The 19,514-nt window shown below is 40.7% G+C and carries 12 protein-coding genes; 9 read left to right on the top strand and 3 right to left on the bottom strand.

Annotated elements, in window-relative coordinates; translation table 11 throughout:
- Positions 1-9: 9 nt before the first annotated feature.
- The 8 genes from gyrB to HMPREF1516_RS04625 all read left to right on the top strand — a co-directional run bounded on the left by gyrB (position 10) and on the right by HMPREF1516_RS04625 (position 14,770).
- Positions 10-1,956: a DNA topoisomerase (ATP-hydrolyzing) subunit B gene (gene gyrB / locus HMPREF1516_RS04660; RefSeq protein ID WP_033605900.1), complete on the top strand. Its 1,947-nt coding sequence runs from the start codon at positions 10-12 to the stop codon at positions 1,954-1,956.
- Positions 1,957-2,036: 80 nt separating this feature from the next.
- Entirely contained in the window at positions 2,037-3,764 is a 1,728-nt protein-coding gene (gene ezrA / locus HMPREF1516_RS04655; protein WP_000064800.1) for a septation ring formation regulator EzrA, read from the top strand.
- A gap of 103 nt (positions 3,765-3,867) precedes the next feature.
- Positions 3,868-5,256: a peptidoglycan-N-acetylglucosamine deacetylase PgdA gene (pgdA, locus tag HMPREF1516_RS04650; RefSeq protein WP_050595434.1), complete on the top strand. Its 1,389-nt coding sequence runs from the start codon at positions 3,868-3,870 to the stop codon at positions 5,254-5,256.
- An 81-nt stretch (positions 5,257-5,337) separates the two neighbouring features.
- The gene (locus tag HMPREF1516_RS04645; protein WP_033584989.1) at positions 5,338-6,180 is read left to right on the top strand and encodes an aldo/keto reductase; all 843 of its coding nucleotides are present in this window, start codon (positions 5,338-5,340) and stop codon (positions 6,178-6,180) included.
- A 289-nt stretch (positions 6,181-6,469) separates the two neighbouring features.
- Positions 6,470-10,981: a S8 family serine peptidase gene (locus HMPREF1516_RS04640; protein ID WP_033605899.1), complete on the top strand. Its 4,512-nt coding sequence runs from the start codon at positions 6,470-6,472 to the stop codon at positions 10,979-10,981.
- Between the two features lie 321 nt (positions 10,982-11,302).
- A complete protein-coding gene (glyQ, locus tag HMPREF1516_RS04635) occupies positions 11,303-12,220 on the top strand; it encodes a glycine--tRNA ligase subunit alpha (protein WP_000038733.1) in 918 nt (305 codons plus the stop codon).
- A gap of 211 nt (positions 12,221-12,431) precedes the next feature.
- Positions 12,432-14,468 carry a glycine--tRNA ligase subunit beta gene (glyS, locus tag HMPREF1516_RS04630; protein WP_000164802.1) on the top strand — a complete coding sequence of 679 codons (2,037 nt, stop codon included), beginning with the start codon at positions 12,432-12,434 and terminating at the stop codon, positions 14,466-14,468.
- Positions 14,469-14,512: 44 nt separating this feature from the next.
- Positions 14,513-14,770, top strand: coding sequence for a DUF896 family protein (locus HMPREF1516_RS04625; RefSeq protein WP_000377481.1), 258 nt, complete (start codon positions 14,513-14,515; stop codon positions 14,768-14,770).
- An 82-nt stretch (positions 14,771-14,852) separates the two neighbouring features.
- Here the strand turns inward: HMPREF1516_RS04625 and HMPREF1516_RS04620 are convergent, their stop codons facing one another.
- From HMPREF1516_RS04620 to HMPREF1516_RS04610, 3 genes are read right to left on the bottom strand one after another with little or no spacing between them, the layout of a single operon-like run.
- On the bottom strand, positions 14,853-16,097 hold the full coding sequence (locus tag HMPREF1516_RS04620; protein ID WP_000673666.1) for an NAD(P)H-dependent oxidoreductase: 1,245 nt from the start codon (positions 16,095-16,097) through the stop codon (positions 14,853-14,855).
- 17 nt (positions 16,098-16,114) lie between these two features.
- Entirely contained in the window at positions 16,115-16,720 is a 606-nt protein-coding gene (locus HMPREF1516_RS04615) for an NADPH-dependent FMN reductase (RefSeq protein ID WP_000915936.1), read from the bottom strand.
- 18 nt (positions 16,721-16,738) lie between these two features.
- Positions 16,739-17,668, bottom strand: coding sequence for an FAD:protein FMN transferase (locus HMPREF1516_RS04610; protein WP_033606045.1), 930 nt, complete (start codon positions 17,666-17,668; stop codon positions 16,739-16,741).
- A 307-nt stretch (positions 17,669-17,975) separates the two neighbouring features.
- Here HMPREF1516_RS04610 and nox point away from each other — a divergent pair, with 307 nt between their 5' ends.
- A complete protein-coding gene (nox, locus tag HMPREF1516_RS04605; protein ID WP_000036768.1) occupies positions 17,976-19,355 on the top strand; it encodes a H2O-forming NADH oxidase in 1,380 nt (459 codons plus the stop codon).
- The last annotated feature ends 159 nt before the right edge of the window (positions 19,356-19,514 follow it).

The following is a 19,514-nucleotide window of genomic DNA, read 5'->3' as shown; positions in this document are numbered from 1 at the left end:
AGGGAAAAAATGACAGAAGAAATCAAAAATCAACAGGCACAAGATTATGATGCCAGTCAAATTCAAGTTTTGGAGGGACTTGAAGCTGTTCGTATGCGTCCAGGTATGTATATTGGATCGACTTCAAAAGAAGGTCTTCACCATCTAGTATGGGAAATCGTTGATAACTCAATTGACGAAGCCCTAGCTGGATTTGCTAGTCACATCCAAGTCTTTATAGAGCCAGATAATTCCATCACCGTTGTGGATGATGGGCGTGGAATTCCTGTTGATATTCAGGAAAAGACAGGTCGTCCCGCTGTTGAGACCGTTTTTACAGTTCTTCACGCTGGAGGAAAATTCGGTGGTGGCGGATACAAGGTTTCAGGTGGATTGCACGGTGTAGGTTCATCAGTAGTAAATGCCCTCTCAACTCAACTAGATGTTCATGTTCATAAAAACGGTAAGATTCATTACCAAGAATACCGTCGTGGTCATGTTGTTGCTGATCTTGAGGTGGTTGGAGATACGGATAAAACGGGAACAACAGTTCACTTCACACCAGATCCAGAGATTTTTACAGAAACAACAACTTTTGATTTTGATAAATTAAACAAACGTATTCAAGAACTAGCCTTTTTGAACCGAGGTCTTCGAATCTCCATCACAGATAAGCGTGAAGGTCTCGAACAGACTAAACATTACCACTATGAGGGTGGGATTGCTAGCTATGTTGAATATATCAACGAGAACAAGGATGTGATCTTTGATACACCAATCTACACAGACGGTGAGATGGATGATATCACAGTTGAAGTAGCCATGCAGTACACAACCGGTTACCACGAAAACGTCATGAGTTTCGCCAATAACATTCACACCCATGAAGGCGGAACGCATGAGCAAGGTTTCCGTACAGCACTGACGCGTGTTATCAATGATTATGCCCGCAAAAATAAGCTGCTAAAAGACAATGAAGACAACCTAACAGGGGAAGATGTTCGTGAAGGCTTGACTGCAGTTATCTCAGTTAAGCATCCAAATCCACAGTTTGAAGGACAAACCAAGACCAAACTGGGCAATAGTGAAGTGGTTAAGATCACCAATCGCCTCTTCAGCGATGCCTTCTCTGATTTTCTCATGGAAAATCCACAGATTGCCAAACGCATCGTGGAAAAAGGAATTTTGGCTGCCAAAGCTCGTGTGGCTGCCAAGCGTGCGCGTGAAGTCACTCGTAAAAAATCTGGTTTGGAAATTTCCAATCTTCCAGGAAAACTGGCAGACTGTTCTTCAAACAACCCAGCTGAAACCGAACTCTTCATCGTCGAAGGAGACTCAGCTGGTGGATCAGCCAAATCTGGTCGTAACCGTGAGTTCCAGGCTATCCTTCCAATTCGTGGTAAGATCTTGAACGTTGAAAAGGCTAGCATGGATAAAATTCTTGCTAATGAAGAAATTCGGAGTCTCTTCACAGCCATGGGAACAGGATTTGGCGCAGAATTCGATGTCACTAAGGCTCGTTACCAAAAACTCGTTTTGATGACCGATGCCGATGTTGATGGAGCCCACATTCGAACTCTCTTGCTAACCTTGATTTACCGCTACATGAAACCAATCCTAGAAGCTGGTTATGTTTATATTGCCCAACCACCGATTTATGGTGTTAAAGTTGGAAGTGAGATCAAAGAATACATCCAGCCAGGTACAGATCAAGAAATTAAACTCCAAGAAGCCTTAGCACGTCATAGTGAAGGGCGCTCAAAGCCAACCATCCAACGTTATAAGGGATTAGGAGAGATGGATGACCACCAATTGTGGGAAACAACCATGGATCCAGAACATCGCTTGATGGCGCGTGTTTCAGTAGATGATGCTGCTGAAGCAGATAGAATCTTTGATATGTTGATGGGCGATCGGGTAGAACCTCGCCGCGAATTTATTGAAGAAAACGCTGTTTACAGTACACTTGACGTCTAAAAAATGTGGGAAATAGTTCCCTTGGTTTAAAAAATATGATATAATCATTACGATTGTTTCTAGTATAAAAGGAGTTTGATATGTCTAATGGACAACTAATTTATCTAATGGTTGCAATTGCAGTCATTTTGATTTTAGCTTATGTAACAGCCATTTTTCTACGTAAGCGTAATGTAAGCAGATTAACGGCCCTTGAAGAAAGAAAAGAAGAACTCTACAACCTTCCTGTAAATGATGAGGTTGAAGCCGTTAAAAATATGCACTTAATTGGTCAAAGTCAGGTAACCTTTCGTGAATGGAATCAAAAATGGGTTGATTTATCTCTGAACTCATTTGCAGACATCGAAAATCACCTCTTTGAAGCTGAAAACTACAACAATTCTTTCCGTTTCTTTAAAGCAGCTCACAAGATTGATCAAATTGAAAGCCAGATTAGTTTGATTGAAGAGGATATTGCAGCTATTCGCAATGCCCTTTCTGAACTCGAAAAGCAAGAATCTAAGAACAGTGGTCGTGTCCTACATGCTTTGGACTTGTTTGAAACCCTTCAACATACCGTTGCAGAAGATTCAGAGAAATATGGAAAAGCTCTTCCTGAGATTGAGAAACAATTGGAAAACATCCAATCTGAATTCTCTCAATTCGTTACCCTTAACTCATCAGGTGACCCAGTTGAAGCTGCAGCAATCTTAGATGATACTGAAAATCATATTCTTGCTCTAACGCATATTGTTGATCGGATTCCAGCTCTTGTTGAAACCTTGACAAAGGAATTACCAGACCAATTAGCAGATTTGGAAGAAGGCTATCGTAAGCTTTTGGATGCCAATTACCACTTTACTGAAACAGATATTGAGTCACGTTTCCAACTTTTGCATGAATCTTTGAAGAATAATCAAGAAAACATTCGTCAGTTGGAGTTGGACAATGCAGAGTATGAAAATAATCGCATTCAAGAAGAAATCAACGCACTTTATGATATTTTCACTCGTGAAATTGAAGCTCAAAAAGTCGTTGAGAATCTTCTCTCAACACTTCCAACCTATCTCAACCACTTGAAAGAAAATAATCAGGTGCTTGTTCAGGATCTTGAACGCCTGAATAAAACTTATCTTCTTCCAGAAAGTGATGGAAATCATGTTCGCCGACTTCAAGAAGAATTAGCTGCACTTGATACCGCTATTTTAGAAGTAACAGAGGATCAAAGAGAATCTGCTCAAGCCTATTCTGTTCTTGAAGAACAGTTGGAAATGCTTCAAAGCAATCTCAAAGATATTGAAGATGAGCAAATTTCTGTGAGCGAACGACTTGCGCAAATTGAAAAAGACGACCTCAATGCTCGCCAAAAAGCAAATGTCTATGTGAATCGTTTGCACACCATCAAACGTTACATGGAAAAGCGAAACTTACCAGGAATCCCTCAAAGTTTCTTGAAACTCTTCTTTACTGCAAGTCATAACACTGAAGATTTGATGGCGGAGCTAGAACAACCGCAGGTTAATATTGAATCTGTTAAGCGAATTCTTGAAATTGCAACGAATGATATGGCAGTACTTGAGACAGAAACATACGATATTGTTCAATATGCAACCTTGACTGAGCAACTTCTCCAATACTCAAATCGCTACCGTTCATTTGATGAACGCATCCAAGAGGCTTTCAACGAAGCACTTGAAATTTTTGAGAAAGAGTTTGACTATCGGGCATCATTTGAGAAGATCTCTCAAGCCTTGGAAGTTGCAGAACCAGGAGTTACAAATCGTTTTGTGACTTCATATGAAAAAACACGTGAAGCAATTCGCTTTTAAAATAGAAGCTTAGAGAACTCTAAGCTTTTTTTTATTTTTTGAAATGGAGCTAGATTACCTGTTTATCATTGAAATAATAGCTTTGATTTGATATGATGGAAATATGAAGAAAAATATGAACCGTGTTTCTCACGATAAAAAGAGAAGGTTATTGCTTTCCTTTGTTGGGATCTTAGGAATCGCTATGATTCTTTTGGGAAGTGCCATTGGCTACAAGGTTCTACAAAAGCAATCTTATGAACAAAAAATTGAAGCGCTAAAAAGCGAAAAGGATCAGCAATTCAACTCAGGTAGTCAGAGGGACCATTTCCGAAAAGGGCAAGCGGAGGTGATTGCCTACTACCCTCTGCAAGGAGAGGAAGTTATTGCGTCTATTAGAGAAAAAATCAACCAAGACATCAAAGAAAATCTAGAAGATAAAGAGGATCTGGTCTTTTATTATACTGAGCAGCTGGATCCTGTCTTAAAGGGAGTTGTTGCTCGTAATATTGGCAAGCAAGTCTACGATTTATCTGCATCAAAGGTTGAAGAAAAAGAAAAGACTTCTTTAGGAAAAATTTTCTTGACTGAAGATGGGAAAGATTTTGACCTTAGTAAACTTTTTAAAGATGCAAGCAAAGCTAAGGAACTTTTACTAAATCAGGTCAAATCAACTCTAGAAGATAAGAAGCTTGACCAGACAAAAATTGATCAAGTTATAAAGAGTTTCACAGGCCAAGACTTATCATCTTGGAGTTTTGATTATAAAGATAGTCAAATTATCCTTTATCCTGCTAATTCTGAAGAGACTGTTGAAGAAATTGCTTTACCAATATCCAGTTTCTTTGATGTCATTGAGTCCTCTTATTTACTAGAAAAAGATGCTGAACTCTATCAAACTTACTTTGCCAAGAAAAATAAAAAGGTTGTAGCCTTGACCTTTGATGATGGTCCAAATCCTACTACAACTCCACAAGCCTTGGATACCCTGGCTAAGTACGGTGTAAAAGCAACCTTCTTTGTACTTGGAAAAAACATAGCAGGAAATGAAGATCTTCTGAAACGAATGAAATCGGAAGGTCATGTTGTGGGAAATCATAGCTGGGATCACCCTATCCTTTCTAAATTATCCCTCGAAGATGCTAAAAAGCAAATCACTGATACAGAAGATTTGTTGACTCAAGTTTTAGGATCAAGCTCTAAACTGATGCGCCCACCTTATGGTGCCATCACTGATGATATTCGAAATAGTCTTGACTTGAGTTTTATCATGTGGGATGTGGATAGTTTAGACTGGAAGAGTAAGAATGAAGCTGCTATTTTGACAGAAATTCAACACCAAGTTCGTAATGGTTCTATCATTCTCATGCATGATATCCATGGTCCTTCTGTTAATTCTCTACCAAGTGTCATTGAGTATTTAAAGGGTGAAGGGTATACATTTGTGACTGTTCCTGAATTGCTCAATTCTCGCTTGAAGGCTCACGAGATCTATTACGATCGTGATCAATAATTGTTAAAATCTAAAGGAGCAAGTGTTCTGATAATCAGGATTTTGTTTCTTTAGATTTTCTTCACATAGAAAGGAAAAACGATGAAATCTTACACCCTTAATAATGGAGTTTCCATTCCTGTACTAGGATTTGGAACATGGAAAGCTGAAAATGGAGAGGTAGCCTATCAAGCCGTTTTAGAAGCCTTAAAGGCTGGTTATCGTCATATCGATACTGCAGCTATCTATAAAAATGAGGAAAGTGTTGGTCGTGCTATTCGAGATAGCGGTATTCCACGACAAGAAATCTTTGTAACGACCAAACTCTGGAATACCAATCACAGCTATGAAGAAACTCGCCAAGCATTTGAAGAATCAATGGAAAAACTGGGATTGGATTATCTAGATTTGTACCTTATCCATTGGCCAAATCCAAAACCTTTAAGAGAAAATGACGAATGGAAAACTCGCAATGCCGATGTCTGGAGAGCGATGGAGGACCTGTACCAAGAAGGTAAAATTCGTGCTATCGGCGTTAGTAATTTCCTTCCCCATCATTTGGATGACTTACTTGAGACAGCAAGAATCATCCCAGCGGTCAATCAGGTACGCTTGGCACCAGGAGTTTATCAGGAGGAAGTGGTTGACTACTGTAAAGAGAAAGGAATCCTCTTAGAGGCATGGGGACCATTTGGGCAAGGAGAGTTGTTTGACAAGACAGAAGTCCAAGAAATTGCTGCTAAGCATGGGAAATCAGTTGCTCAAATTGCCTTGGCTTGGAGCTTGGCAGAAGGATTTTTACCCCTACCTAAGTCAGTGACAGCCTCTCGCATCCAGAGCAATCTTGACTGTTTTGAAATTGAACTCAGCAAAGACGAGCGAGAAGTCTTAAAGACAATTTCAGTGACTTCGGGCGCACCTCGTGTGGATGAGATGGATTTTTAGTTTGTGAAATCTGTTTATACCGAAATAACAAAGACTAGGAATTTTAAATCCTAGTCTTTTTGTGTATAAAAAATCTAAATTATTTGTATAATAAAATAGTTTTATAAATTGAAATAAATGAACAAGTTTAGAAAATGTTGCTTTGATAGAACAAATAACACGAACGATAAAACTAAATAAGAACATTATATACGCAAATATTACATTTTTGTGACAATTCAGATTTTTATGAAAATTTTTGATTATTTGCGTTATAATGGGTATACTTTAAAGAAAAAGGAGATTATTTATGGATAGACGACAACGTTTTTCATTACGGAAATACAAATTTGGTCTTGCTTCAGTTTTATTGGGAACTGCTTTGGTTTTTGGAGCAAGTCAAGTTAATGCCAATGAGCAGAGTACAGGTGAAAATCAAGCCCAAACTCAGGCAATCAAGACAGAGCTAAAAGACGATAAGCACTCAAACTCTTCAACTGACCAAACCAATACTAATGTGATAGCTCCAGTAGTTGGAGAGAAACAAGAAGCTGAAACTTCTAAAGAGGATGCTAGTAAACAAGATGCTAAGGTAGAAACTTCGGTTGATAAAACTGCTGAACCCCAAGAATCAGGAAAAGATAGCGCAGTTTCAAAAGAAGAAAATCAAGGTGTCGTTCAGAAAGAAACAACAGTAGCTACCAGTCCAGCGCCTGCTACTGAGAAGGCTTCTGACTTGGAGAAAAAAGAGGTTCAAGTAACGACAGCTCCTAAAGCTACTGGAGAAACGGCAGCTACTGAAAAAGAACAAGAAAAAGCTGAGTCTGCAAAACCAAATAGTCTTTCAAGCAATGATATCATCACAGTACCAAAAACTTGGAAGGCTGGTTACAAGGGGACAGGGACCGTTGTTGCCATAATTGACTCTGGGCTTGATTTGAATCATGAGGTTCTTCGAATTTCGGATCCGTCAAAAGCAAAATTTAAAAACAAGGAAGCCATCGAAGCAGCTAAAAAGGCTGCTGGAATCGATTACGGTAAATGGTATAGCGATAAGGTTGTCTATGCCTATGACTACTTTGACGGAACAGATAAGATCAAAGAAGCAGAAAGAACTTCTCATGGGATGCACGTAACAGGGATAGCAGCTGGAAACCCTGATAAAGAAGCACCAAATGGTGAAAAGGTCTATGGTGTGGCGCCAGAAGCCCAAGTTATGTTTATGCGTGTCTTTTCAGATCGCCAAAAAACGACCAGTTCTGCCCTTTATGTAAAGGCGATTGATGACGCAGTTGCCTTGGGAGCAGATGCCATTAATATGAGTTTAGGCTCTAGCACTGGTTCTATGGTCGATGCTGGTTCTGATATCGTGGATGCCATCAAACGGGCTCGTGCCAAGGGAGTTTCTGTTCTTATCTCAGCAGGAAATAGCAATACATTCGGAAATGGTTATTCAAAACCACTAGCCGAAAACCCAGACTATGGCTTGGTTGGAAATCCATCCACTGTTGAAGACTCAATTTCAGTTGCTTCTGTCAATAACAAAACATTGACAACAGCCGTTTTTGAAGTTAAAGGTCTAGAGGGAAATGCCGGCCTTCATAACGGAAAATTTGATTATAATCAACCTGAGGCAGATAAGGACTTTGAAAAAGGAAAAGTGTATGAATACGTCGAAGCAGGGTTAGGTCGTGAAGAAGACTTTGCGAAGTTGGATTTAACTGGGAAACTTGCCCTCATTCAGCGTGGAGCTATGAATTTTTCAGAGAAGATCAAAAATGCACGAAAACACGGTGCAGTTGGTGCTTTGATCTACAATAATGTAGAAGGTGCAAACATCAATATGGCTATTGATGATGAAGCAAAGAAAATTCCTTCTGTATTTATTTCTAAACAGTATGGTGAAGCCTTAAAATCAGGAAACTACAAGATTGTTTTTAATGACAAGATGGATAATCGCCCATCCGATGTAGCCAATCAGCTATCTGACTTTTCAAGTTGGGGAGTGACCACCGATGGACAATTGAAACCAGACGTAACAGCTCCTGGCGGCAATATCTATTCATCCTTTAATGACAATACTTATGGTAGTATCAGCGGAACCAGTATGGCGGCTCCTCACGTTACGGGTGTTGCAGTTCTGGTTAAGGAATACCTTCAAAAACACCATCCAGAATTGACTCCTGAGCAAGTATCAGAGACTGTCAAGGCCTTGATCATGTCAACTGCAAAACCACATGTTAATAAGGACACAGGCACTTATACCTCTCCTCGTCAGCAAGGTTCTGGTATTGTGGACACAGCTGCTGCAGTGTCAACAGACCTCTATGTAACGGGTGAAAATGGTTATCCAAGTGTGACTCTGGGAAATGTTGGAGATCAATTTACTTTCAAGGTCACTGTACACAATATTTCAGATACTGACCGTACTCTCAAGATGGTGGTGAATACCAATACAGACGAAGTTCAAGATGGAAAATTCACCCTTCGACCTCGAAAACTAACGGAGACAGTCTGGCCTGAAGTGACGGTCAAAGCCCACAGCAGTCAAACAGTCACTGTTAAAGTAGATGCTCAAAAATTTGCTGCTGAACTCAGCAAACAAATGCCAAATGGCTATTTCCTTGAAGGTTTTGTTCGCTTTGTAGATCCAGTAGATGATGGGGATATTGTGAGTCTTGCATTTATGGGCTTCCGAGGAGAGTTCCAAAATCTCCCCGCTGTCGAAAAACCAATTTACAACCTTATTCGAGAAGGGAAAAATGGATTTTACACGGAAGTAGACAAGGAAAATCCTGCCGTTAACTACTCTAATGATGCCACCTATCTCGCAACCTTACAAAATGACCTTCTAGTTTCTCAAGGTCAACGCCAAGGACGCCGAATTACTGTTCTTGGGATTGAACAAAATGCTGAAGGTAAGCATGTTCTTCAGTTGGACGAAAAAGGGAATGTCCGTATTGCTATTTCTCCAAACGATGATGGAAACAAAGATCTGGTTGAATACAAAACGGTTGCTTTGAGAAATCTTGTAAATCTTCGGGCTACAGTTTATGCGGCTACGGATACCAAGCATGAACATCCTATTTGGGAGGGCGATGCAAAGGATCTCCGTAAGAATTATTTTGATGGAGACAGTAGAAATCTGAAGAGTTATATTCTAGATAATACTGCTTGGAGAGGTCAGGATTTTAATGGTAATACCGTTGCGGATGGTTTATATGACTATGTTATCAGTTATACACCAGACGTTCCAGGAGCAAAAGAACAATACACGACCTTTAAAATTCAAATTGATACTCAAAAACCGGTCATCACAAGTGGTTATATTCGCTTTAAAGATGGAAATCAAGAATTCGTAGCTCGCAAACCAAAAGATGTTGGTCAAGGCGGTATCCTTTCAGAAAAAGTTTTCTATATCACACCATTTGACAAGAAAGGGACCATGGTTCTAACTGGAAAGGACCAGTCTGGAACGCGTGCGCTTGAGAACACCCATCTGATTAAGGCCAATGCTGACGGTAGTTATACACTTCCTAAGAATGTTGACAAGGCTAATATTTACTATCTTGTTGAGGACTATGCAGGAAATGTAGACTATATCTCACTTGCTGAACTTGTCCGCGATCAAAATAGTGGTCGAGTGAAAATTGCCTTGAAGGATGCAAAAACAAACCAAGATATTGATACCCTCTATGTCTATCGAATCAAAAATAGCGAGGGGCAATATGTTGATGTTGACAAGACAAAAGCGATTCATTTCTTACAGTTTGGTCATTATACAGCAGAAATTTTCAGTTATGACCGAACAGAATTGAAATTTATCAGTGCCTTGTCCCAAGAGTTCGACTTGACGGAAGAAAATAGTTTCCAAACCATTACCTTCCTGGCGAATCTCCTAGAATATGCACCTGTGTCTGTTTCCTTCAATCAAGCAGTTCCAAAGACGACTACTGTGGTTCTGAAAGGAGAAGATGGGACAAGTATCACTCTTCCTGCTGAAAAATACGGTCAATACGCCTTTGGTAAGAAAGTTGCTACAGGTCGTTATACTGTACAAGTCACCTTGCCAACTGGATATGAACTCCTTGAAGATCTCGTTTCCTTGCTCGTTCAGCCGGGTCGAAATAATGCTTTGCGTCTATCTATTGTGTCTAAGTTGGCCTTGCTTGCTGCGGTAAATCAACAAAAAGAACTGGTAGAAACGTCTCGTTACTTTAATAGTAGTGCAGATAAGAGAAAAGCTTATGACCAAGCTTTCCAAGTGGCGCAGTCAGCCTTGTCAAGCAAGTTGAAGCAAGAATTGATTGATGGCGTTCTCGCTAGTCTTGAGGCTGCTGGTAAAGCTTTGAATGGAAAAGATTCGAACGTGGCTGCCTTGAAAGAAGCTATGAAAGCTTACTACGCAACGACTAAAACTGGACGATATGCTAATGCCAAGGAAAAAGTACGTCGAGCTTATGATCGTGCCTTCCAAGAAATTGCCTTACTAGCTGTGGACCCTAAAGTCAAACAAGATCAAATTGACCAATCTCTTATTGCCCTAGCTACAGCTAAAAGCAAACTAAATGGCAAGGCCACAGACTTCTCTAGTCTAAAGAAACTGGTCAAGGATGAACGTCTCTTCCAAGAAAAGAATGCGAGATTTATCTATGCAGATAAGAAAGAAAAAGCAGCTTATCTTCTAGTCTTTAAAGAAGCACAGGAACTCCTTAAAGATCCAGGAGCGAGCCAAGAAGATGTCAAAGATGCCATTACAGTCTTGAAACAAGCCAAGAGAAATCTGCATGGCAAAAAACCAAAAGCAAGAAGACATCCTTAAACAGGAGTTTCTGAAGCTTTACTGATAAATGAGTCTGAAACTTTGTTTTCAGACTCATTTTTGGTTTACACTAGCTAGGAAATCTGCTATAATACTAGCTAGGAAAGAAAGTCTTATGGCGTTCTTCAAGCGAGCTTGGGATAGTGGGAGCCAAGTAGGACAAGGTAAGAAACTGGCGCTTTCTGTCGTATTTTAAAAAACAATGAAGTAATAAATTAGGGTGGAACCGCGTTTCTGACGCCCCTAGGTCACAGACTTAGGAGTAAAGACACGGTTCTTTTTGTATCCAAAGTCACAAGAATTTATAAAAAGGAGTAAATAATGTCTAAAAAATTGACTTTCCAGGAAATCATCCTTACTTTGCAGCAATTTTGGAATGACCAAGGTTGTATGCTCATGCAGGCTTATGATAATGAAAAAGGTGCGGGAACCATGAGTCCGTACACTTTCCTTCGTGCTATCGGACCTGAGCCATGGAATGCGGCTTATGTAGAGCCATCACGCCGTCCTGCTGACGGTCGTTACGGGGAAAACCCTAACCGTCTCTACCAACACCACCAATTCCAAGTGGTTATGAAGCCTTCTCCATCAAACATCCAAGAACTTTACCTTGAGTCTTTGGAAAAATTGGGTATCAATCCATTGGAACACGATATCCGCTTCGTTGAAGATAACTGGGAAAATCCATCGACTGGTTCAGCTGGTCTCGGTTGGGAAGTTTGGCTTGATGGGATGGAAATCACTCAGTTCACTTATTTCCAACAAGTTGGTGGATTGGCAACTGGCCCTGTGACTGCGGAAGTTACCTATGGTTTGGAACGCTTGGCTTCTTATATTCAAGAAGTTGATTCTGTCTATGATATTGAGTGGGCTGATGGTGTAAAATATGGAGAAATCTTTATCCAGCCTGAGTACGAGCATTCAAAATATTCATTTGAAATTTCGGACCAAGAAATGTTGCTTGAAAACTTTGATAAGTTTGAAAAGGAAGCTGGTCGTGCCTTGGAAGAGGGCTTGGTTCACCCTGCCTATGACTATGTTCTCAAATGTTCACATACCTTTAACCTGCTGGACGCGCGTGGTGCCGTATCTGTAACCGAGCGTGCGGGCTATATCGCTCGTATCCGTAACTTGGCTCGTGTCGTAGCTAAAACCTTTGTTGCGGAACGCAAACGCCTAGGCTACCCACTTTTGGATGAGGCGACACGAGCTAAACTCTTAGCAGAAGACGCAGAATAAAGAGAGTGATAAATTACGAAAATGGGCGAACAGAGTGAGCCTTGAGCCAGTTGCCGTAGTGATGAAGGTATCCTTAGTGAAGCTAAGGATACTAGGCAAAATTGGAGACTTTAGGCTCCAATTTTAGCAATGAAACAACGAAGTTGGTTGCTTGCGTGCCAATCACATAAGGCAAACTGGAAAATAAAAAGATACTTTTCGGAGAAAAAACATGACAAAAAACTTATTAGTAGAACTCGGTCTTGAAGAGTTACCAGCCTACGTAGTAACTCCAAGCGAAAACCAACTAGGTGAAAAAATGGCAGCCTTCCTCAAGGAAAACCGCCTGTCTTTTGAAGCTATTCAAACCTTCTCAACACCACGTCGTTTGGCTGTTCGTGTGACTGGTCTTGCAGACAAACAGTCTGATTTGACAGAAGATTTCAAGGGTCCAGCAAAGAAAATCGCCTTGGATAGTGATGGAAACTTCACCAAAGCAGCTCAAGGATTTGTCCGTGGAAAAGACTTGACAGTTGAAGATATTGAATTCCGTGAAATCAAAGGTGAAGAATATGTCTATGTTACCAAGGAAGAAGTGGGGCAACCAGTTGAAGCCATTGTTCCAGGTGTAGTAGACGTCTTGAAGTCACTGACTTTCCCTGTCAGCATGCACTGGGCTAACAACACTTTTGAGTATATCCGCCCTGTACACACTTTGACAGTTCTCTTGGACGAGCAAGAGTTTGACTTGGATTTCCTTGATATTAAGGGCGGTCGTGTGAGTCGTGGTCATCGTTTCTTGGGACAAGAAACCAAGATTCAGTCAGCATTAAGCTATGAAGAAGACCTTCGTGAACAGTTTGTAATCGCGGATCCACGTGAACGTGAGCAAATGATTGTTGACCAAATCAAAGAAATCGAGGCAAAACATGGCGTACGTATCGAAATTGATGCAGAATTGCTGAATGAAGTCTTGAACTTGGTTGAATACCCAACTGCCTTTATGGGAAGTTTTGATGCCAAATACCTTGAAGTTCCAGAAGAAGTTTTGGTGACTTCGATGAAGGAACACCAACGTTACTTCGTTGTTCGTGATCAAGAAGGTAAACTCTTGCCAAACTTCATTTCTGTTCGTAACGGAAACGCAGAGCATTTGGAAAATGTCATCAAGGGAAATGAAAAAGTTTTAGTTGCCCGCTTGGAAGACGGAGAATTCTTCTGGCGTGAAGACCAAAAATTGGTCATTTCAGATCTTGTTGAAAAATTGAACCATGTGACCTTCCACGAAAAGATTGGTTCTCTTCGTGAACACATGATTCGTACAGGTCAGATTGCCGTCCTTTTGGCGGAAAAAGCTGGTTTATCAGTGGATGAAACGATTGATCTTGCCCGAGCAGCATCCATTTACAAGTTTGACTTGTTGACAGGGATGGTTGGTGAGTTTGATGAACTCCAAGGAATTATGGGTGAGAAATATGCCCTTCTTGCTGGGGAAACTCCAGCAGTTGCGGCTGCCATTCGTGAACACTACATGCCTACATCAGCGGACGGAGCTCTCCCAGAGAGCAAGATTGGAGCCATTCTAGCCATTGCAGACAAATTGGATACGATTTTGAGTTTCTTCTCAGTAGGCTTGATTCCATCAGGTTCTAACGATCCTTATGCCCTTCGTCGTGCAACGCAAGGTGTAGTTCGTATCTTGGATGCTTTTGGTTGGCACATTGCTATGGATGAGTTGATTGATAGCCTTTATGCTTTGAAATTTGACAGCTTGACTTATGGAAATAAAGCAGAGGTCATGGACTTTATCAAGGCTCGTGTTGATAAGATGATGGGTTCTACTCCAAAAGACATTAAGGAAGCGGTCCTTGCAAGTTCGAACTTTGTCGTGGCGGATATGTTGGAAGCAGCAAGTGCTCTCGTCGAAGCAAGCAAGGAAGAAAACTTCAAACCGTCTGTAGAATCTCTTTCACGTGCTTTCAACTTGGCTGAGAAAGCAGAAGGATCTGAAACAGTTGATCCTGCTCTCTTTGAAAATGAAGAAGAGAAAGCCTTGGCGGAAGCAGTAGAATCACTCGTTTTATCAGGGACTGCAAGTCAGCAATTAGAACAACTCTTTGCGCTTAGTCCAGTTATTGATGCTTTCTTTGAGAATACTATGGTAATGACCGATGATCAAGATATTCGTCAAAATCGATTGGCTGTTTTGTCGCAATTAACCAAGAAAGCAGCTAAACTTGCACGCTTTAACCAAATCAATACCAAGTAGACTCTCTATTAAACGAACTGTATCTTTTTACAAAGGAGATAAACATGGATTCAAAAAAAATCGCTCGTATCAACGAGCTCGCTAAAAAGAAAAAAACAGAAGGCTTAACTTCTGCTGAAAAAGTAGAACAAGCTAAACTTCGTGAGGAATACATCGAAGGCTATCGTCGTGCTGTTCGTCACCATATTGAAGGAATTAAGATTGTTGATGAAGAGGGAAATGACGTCACACCAGAAAAACTACGCCAAGTGCAACGTGAAAAAGGTTTACACGGTCGCAGTTTAGATGATCCTAACTCATAAAATGAAAGGGGGCTGTAGATGATTTACAAGCCCTTTTTCTGTTGTAATAAAAAAAGGAGCCATTTGGCTCCTTTTTAGTTTCTTAGTTACTTGCGCCAGAAGTAGCGTCTGCGCCACCACCGTGGCCTCCAGCGTCACCTGAATCAGAAGCACCAGAAGTAGCATCGGCATCTCCATGACTTCCAGCAGCAGGAGCAAATGGTCCGCTACCACCAACCAAACGTTGACCCGTTTCTTTTAGGTACCAGTCAAGCCATGGTTGGAAGTTAAAGACAATTTCATTTATTCCAGCGTATGATCCATCAGGATAGTACATCGCTTGGTAGTTGTGGGTGTTGATGACACCTGCAGGAGAACCTGGAACGATCGTACGGACGTATTCTTGGTTTCCGTTACGAAGTGTTCCGATAACCCACTCTACATTCTTCATACGTGCTGGTGGAAGAGATCCATGAACAGTCGACATACGGTTACCTGATTGAGGTGGTACACGTTTGGCAAACATGGTGTCTGGATCTTGGTGAGCGTTATTGTAGTAGAGGAATTGGTTGTTATCGTCAGCGTATGTCAATTCAAATGGCATAGCTTTCAAGAACATATCAATTTGGTTAACTGTCAGGATACCATGGTCCAGTTTGACATAGGTATCACCAGAAACAGCTCCAGTGATTGCAGCAACTTTTTCTACCCATTCTGGATCGTCAGGATCAACTTCTGTGATGGTTGTAGCGATTGGTTTTCCACAATCCAAGTCTTCTGGTTCGATTGGTTTTGGTTTTTTCAATTTCGAAACGACTCCTACGTATTTTACAAAGTTATCTAAGCAAGTTTCAAGGAATTTAACAGTGCCTTCGTTGGTGATATTTCCGTCGTTATCAAAAGCTTCCTTAGCTTTACCAAGAAGGAATTCGTTACCTGGAAGCGTGTAGGCATTGACACCTGGAGCATCAAGGATTTTACGGAGGTGAACTTGGGCACGTGATGTTCCTTGGTCGTAGTATGATGCACCTACAATCATAACAGGCTTGTTTTCAAATGGATGAACTTCGTATGAAAGCCATTCAAGTACAGATTTGAGAGAAGCTGAGATAGTGTGGTTGTGCTCAGGAGTGGCGATAATGACACCATCAGCACGTGTAATCTTGTTATACAAGAAGCGCAATTGGAAACTTTCGTCCCATTTTTCGTCTTGGTTAAACATTGGAACTTCGTCGATTTCAAGAACTTCTAATTCAAATTTGAATTTGAAATTGCGACGAATAAATTCCAAGAGTTTGCGGTTATATGATTGATCGTAGTTTGATCCAACAAGTCCAACAAATTTCATTCTTTCGGTCTCCTATCTTACAAATTTTCCCAGTCAAATTCTTCTGCATCTTTGCGAAGCAATTCTTGTGCATTGCGCAATTTTTCAGTAATCTTCACAAAGATACGGAAGTCATCAAAGATGGCATCCAATTTCTTGATGACATCAAGGTCAACTAAGTCGCCACTTGGGTTAAATGCTTGAAGAGAGTGTGAGAGCAAGAATTCATCTGGTAGAACATTTGCCTTAATTTCAGGAGCGTTCAAGATTTGACGAAGCTGCAATTGGGCACGAGATGAACCAAGTGTACCATAGGAAGCACCAGTGATCATGATTGGTTTGTTCAAAAGTGGGTAGATACCGTAAGATAGCCAAGCAAGAGCGCTCATCAAAACCGCAGGGATAGAGTGGTCGTACTCAGGAGTACCGACAATCACACCGTCAGATGCTTCAATTTTAGCAGCAATTTCAAGAATTTCATCTGGAAGTTGCTTATCTGCTGGCTTGTTGAAAACAGGGATATCCTTGATTTCAACGAGTTCAATTTCAGCTTTATCAGCAAAGTGTTTTTGCATGTATTGGAGCAATTGGCGATTTGTAGAACGTTTAGAGTTCGTTCCAACAATGGCAATAAGTTTTAGCATGAGATTTCCTTTCTCTTTTTACATAATACAATTTTGAAGGCCTGAAGAACATGCAAGGCGTCCCTCTTTGTCGATGAGGATGGCTTCAATCCCATCTATACTTTCGACTTGCCAGAGGATAGAAGCGCTACGTTCTCCAAATAGGCGGGTTGTCCAAATCTCACCATCAACGGATTTATCTGAGATAATCGTTAGGCTAGCAAGATCGGTTTCGACAGGGAATCCTGTCTCACTATCAAAGATATGGTGATAGTCTTTTCCATCTACTGTCAGGTGGCGTTCATAGATACCTGAAGTGACAACGGATTTGTTAGACGCAGGAATGGTTAGGAGATGGTTGCCACGAGGATTTTGCGGATCTTGAATCCCAATCTGCCAGGCTTTCCCTTCTTTGGCTTGGTTATTCCCGATGGTGAGGATATTTCCTCCGAGATTGATCAGTGCAGAGGTGACACCGTGTTCTTTCAAATACTGGGCAACCTTATCTGCACTATAGCCCTTGGCTAAACAACCTAAATCAAGCTTCATTCCTTTCTTCTTTAAAAAAACAGTAGAGTTAGTCGGATCCAACTTGATAAAATGCGGGTCAACTAGAGGCAAGACAGCTTCGATTTCGTTTAACTCTGGAAGTCGTGCATCTGCAAATCCGATTCGCCAGGTTTGAATCAAGGGACCAATACTGATATTTAGATGGCTAGAGGGAGCTAGGCTGTGCTCTAGTCCAAGAGCAATCAGTTCAAATAGGTCAGGATGAACCTTAACAGGTGCGATTCCAGCCTTGTAGTTGATTTCCATCAGTTCGGATTCTTGACTATTGGCGTTGAAGCGGTATTCGAGCTCCTTGAGCAAGTCAAAAGCGCCCTGAAGCAGGATTTCTGCCCGCTCATCTACTAATGAAATCGTGATAGTTGTTCCCATTAGCCGTTCAGAACGTGAATGAAGAGACAAGCTACCAGCTCCTTTCTTTTCATAGGAAATCATTCAATATAAGGTAGTTAAAGAAAAATTAAACCCCTTACATTTTCTTTCCATGTAACTAGCATACCATAAAGTCAGCGTTTTCACAAATGGATTTTGACAAAAAGTCAAGAAATATGCTCAAAATTAGCATGAAAACGATAGAAAAATAATGTTTGTTAATATTAAGTGTATTTTTTTCTGAAAAAAAGAGAATTCTGAGCAAATACCTTGTAAACGCTAACAGTAAATGATATACTAGAAAAGTAAATCAAAAATTAAAGGTAGGAATTTTTCTATGAGTAAAATTGTTGTAGTTGGTGCTAACCACGCTGGTACAGCTTGTATTAATACGATGTTGGATAACTTTGGTCATGAGAACGAAATCGTAGTATTTGACCAAAACTCAAATATTTCATTCCTTGGTTGTGGAATGGCGCTTTGGATCGGGAAACAAATTGATGGCCCAGAAGGTCTCTTCTACTCTGATAAAGAAAAATTGGAAGCAAAAGGTGCTAAAATTTACATGAACTCACCAGTTCTTTCAATTGACTACGATAACAAAGTTGTGACTGCAGAAGTTGAAGGAAAAGAGCACAAAGAGTCTTATGACAAATTAATCTTTGCAACTGGTTCAACTCCAATCTTGCCTCCAATCGAAGGTGTAGAAATCGTTAAGGGCAACCGCGAATTCAAAGCGACTCTTGAAAATGTTCAATTTGTTAAGTTGTACCAAAATGCAGAAGAGGTTATCGAAAAACTTGCTGACAAGAGCAAACACCTTGAGCGCATTGCCGTTGTTGGTGGTGGTTACATCGGTGTTGAGCTGGCTGAAGCTTTCGAACGTCTTGGAAAAGAAGTGGTGCTTGTTGATATCGTAGACACTGTTTTGAACGGCTACTATGACAAAGACTTCACCCAAATGATGGCGAAGAACTTGGAAGACCACAACATCCGCTTGGCGCTTGGTCAAACAGTTAAAGCCATCCAAGGTGACGGTAAAGTTGAACGCTTGGTAACAGACAAAGAAACATTTGATGTAGATATGGTAGTTCTTGCTGTTGGTTTCCGTCCAAACACAGCTCTTGCTGACGGTAAGATTGAACTCTTCCGTAACGGTGCCTTCCTTGTAGACAAGAAACAAGAAACATCTATCCCAGGTGTATACGCTGTTGGTGACTGTGCGACTGTTTATGACAATGCTCGTAAAGACACTAGCTACATCGCTCTTGCATCTAACGCTGTACGTACTGGTATCGTTGGTGCTTACAATGCTTGTGGACATGAATTGGAAGGAATCGGTGTGCAAGGATCAAACGGTATTTCAATCTATGGTCTTCACATGGTTTCAACTGGTTTGACTCTTGAAAAAGCCAAAGCAGCAGGTTACAATGCAACTGAAACTGGCTTTAATGATCTTCAAAAACCAGAATTTATGAAGCATGACAACCACGAAGTTGCCATCAAGATTGTCTTTGATAAAGACAGTCGCGAAATCCTTGGTGCACAAATGGTTTCACATGATGCTGCAATTAGTATGGGAATCCACATGTTCTCACTTGCTATCCAAGAGCATGTGACAATTGATAAATTGGCTTTGACAGACCTATTCTTCTTGCCACACTTCAACAAACCATACAACTACATCACAATGGCTGCACTTACAGCTGAAAAATAACAATAGCTGAGCTATCTGGCCTTAGGTTAAGGTCAGATAGTTTTTTAGTTATACTCTTCGAAAATCAAATTCAAACCACGTCAGCTTCGCCTTACCGTACTCAAGTACAGCCTGCGGCTAGCTTCCTAGTTTGCTCTTTGATTTTCATTGAGTATCAAT

Source organism: Streptococcus sp. CM6, from assembly GCF_000526095.1.
GTDB classification, from domain to species: domain Bacteria; phylum Bacillota; class Bacilli; order Lactobacillales; family Streptococcaceae; genus Streptococcus; species Streptococcus oralis_BW.
This window is presented reverse-complemented; position numbering and strand designations above follow the sequence as displayed.

Excerpts from the sequence above, each read along its gene's own strand:
- gyrB (WP_033605900.1), top strand. The coding sequence starts at position 10 with ATGACAGAAGAAATCAAAAATCAACAGGCACAAGATTATGATGCCAGT.
- ezrA (WP_000064800.1), top strand. The coding sequence starts at position 2,037 with ATGTCTAATGGACAACTAATTTATCTAATGGTTGCAATTGCAGTCATT.
- pgdA (WP_050595434.1), top strand. The coding sequence starts at position 3,868 with ATGAAGAAAAATATGAACCGTGTTTCTCACGATAAAAAGAGAAGGTTA.
- HMPREF1516_RS04645 (WP_033584989.1), top strand. The coding sequence starts at position 5,338 with ATGAAATCTTACACCCTTAATAATGGAGTTTCCATTCCTGTACTAGGA.
- HMPREF1516_RS04640 (WP_033605899.1), top strand. The coding sequence starts at position 6,470 with ATGGATAGACGACAACGTTTTTCATTACGGAAATACAAATTTGGTCTT.
- glyQ (WP_000038733.1), top strand. The coding sequence starts at position 11,303 with ATGTCTAAAAAATTGACTTTCCAGGAAATCATCCTTACTTTGCAGCAA.
- glyS (WP_000164802.1), top strand. The coding sequence starts at position 12,432 with ATGACAAAAAACTTATTAGTAGAACTCGGTCTTGAAGAGTTACCAGCC.
- HMPREF1516_RS04625 (WP_000377481.1), top strand. The coding sequence starts at position 14,513 with ATGGATTCAAAAAAAATCGCTCGTATCAACGAGCTCGCTAAAAAGAAA.
- HMPREF1516_RS04620 (WP_000673666.1), bottom strand. The coding sequence starts at position 16,097 with ATGAAATTTGTTGGACTTGTTGGATCAAACTACGATCAATCATATAAC.
- HMPREF1516_RS04615 (WP_000915936.1), bottom strand. The coding sequence starts at position 16,720 with ATGCTAAAACTTATTGCCATTGTTGGAACGAACTCTAAACGTTCTACA.
- nox (WP_000036768.1), top strand. The coding sequence starts at position 17,976 with ATGAGTAAAATTGTTGTAGTTGGTGCTAACCACGCTGGTACAGCTTGT.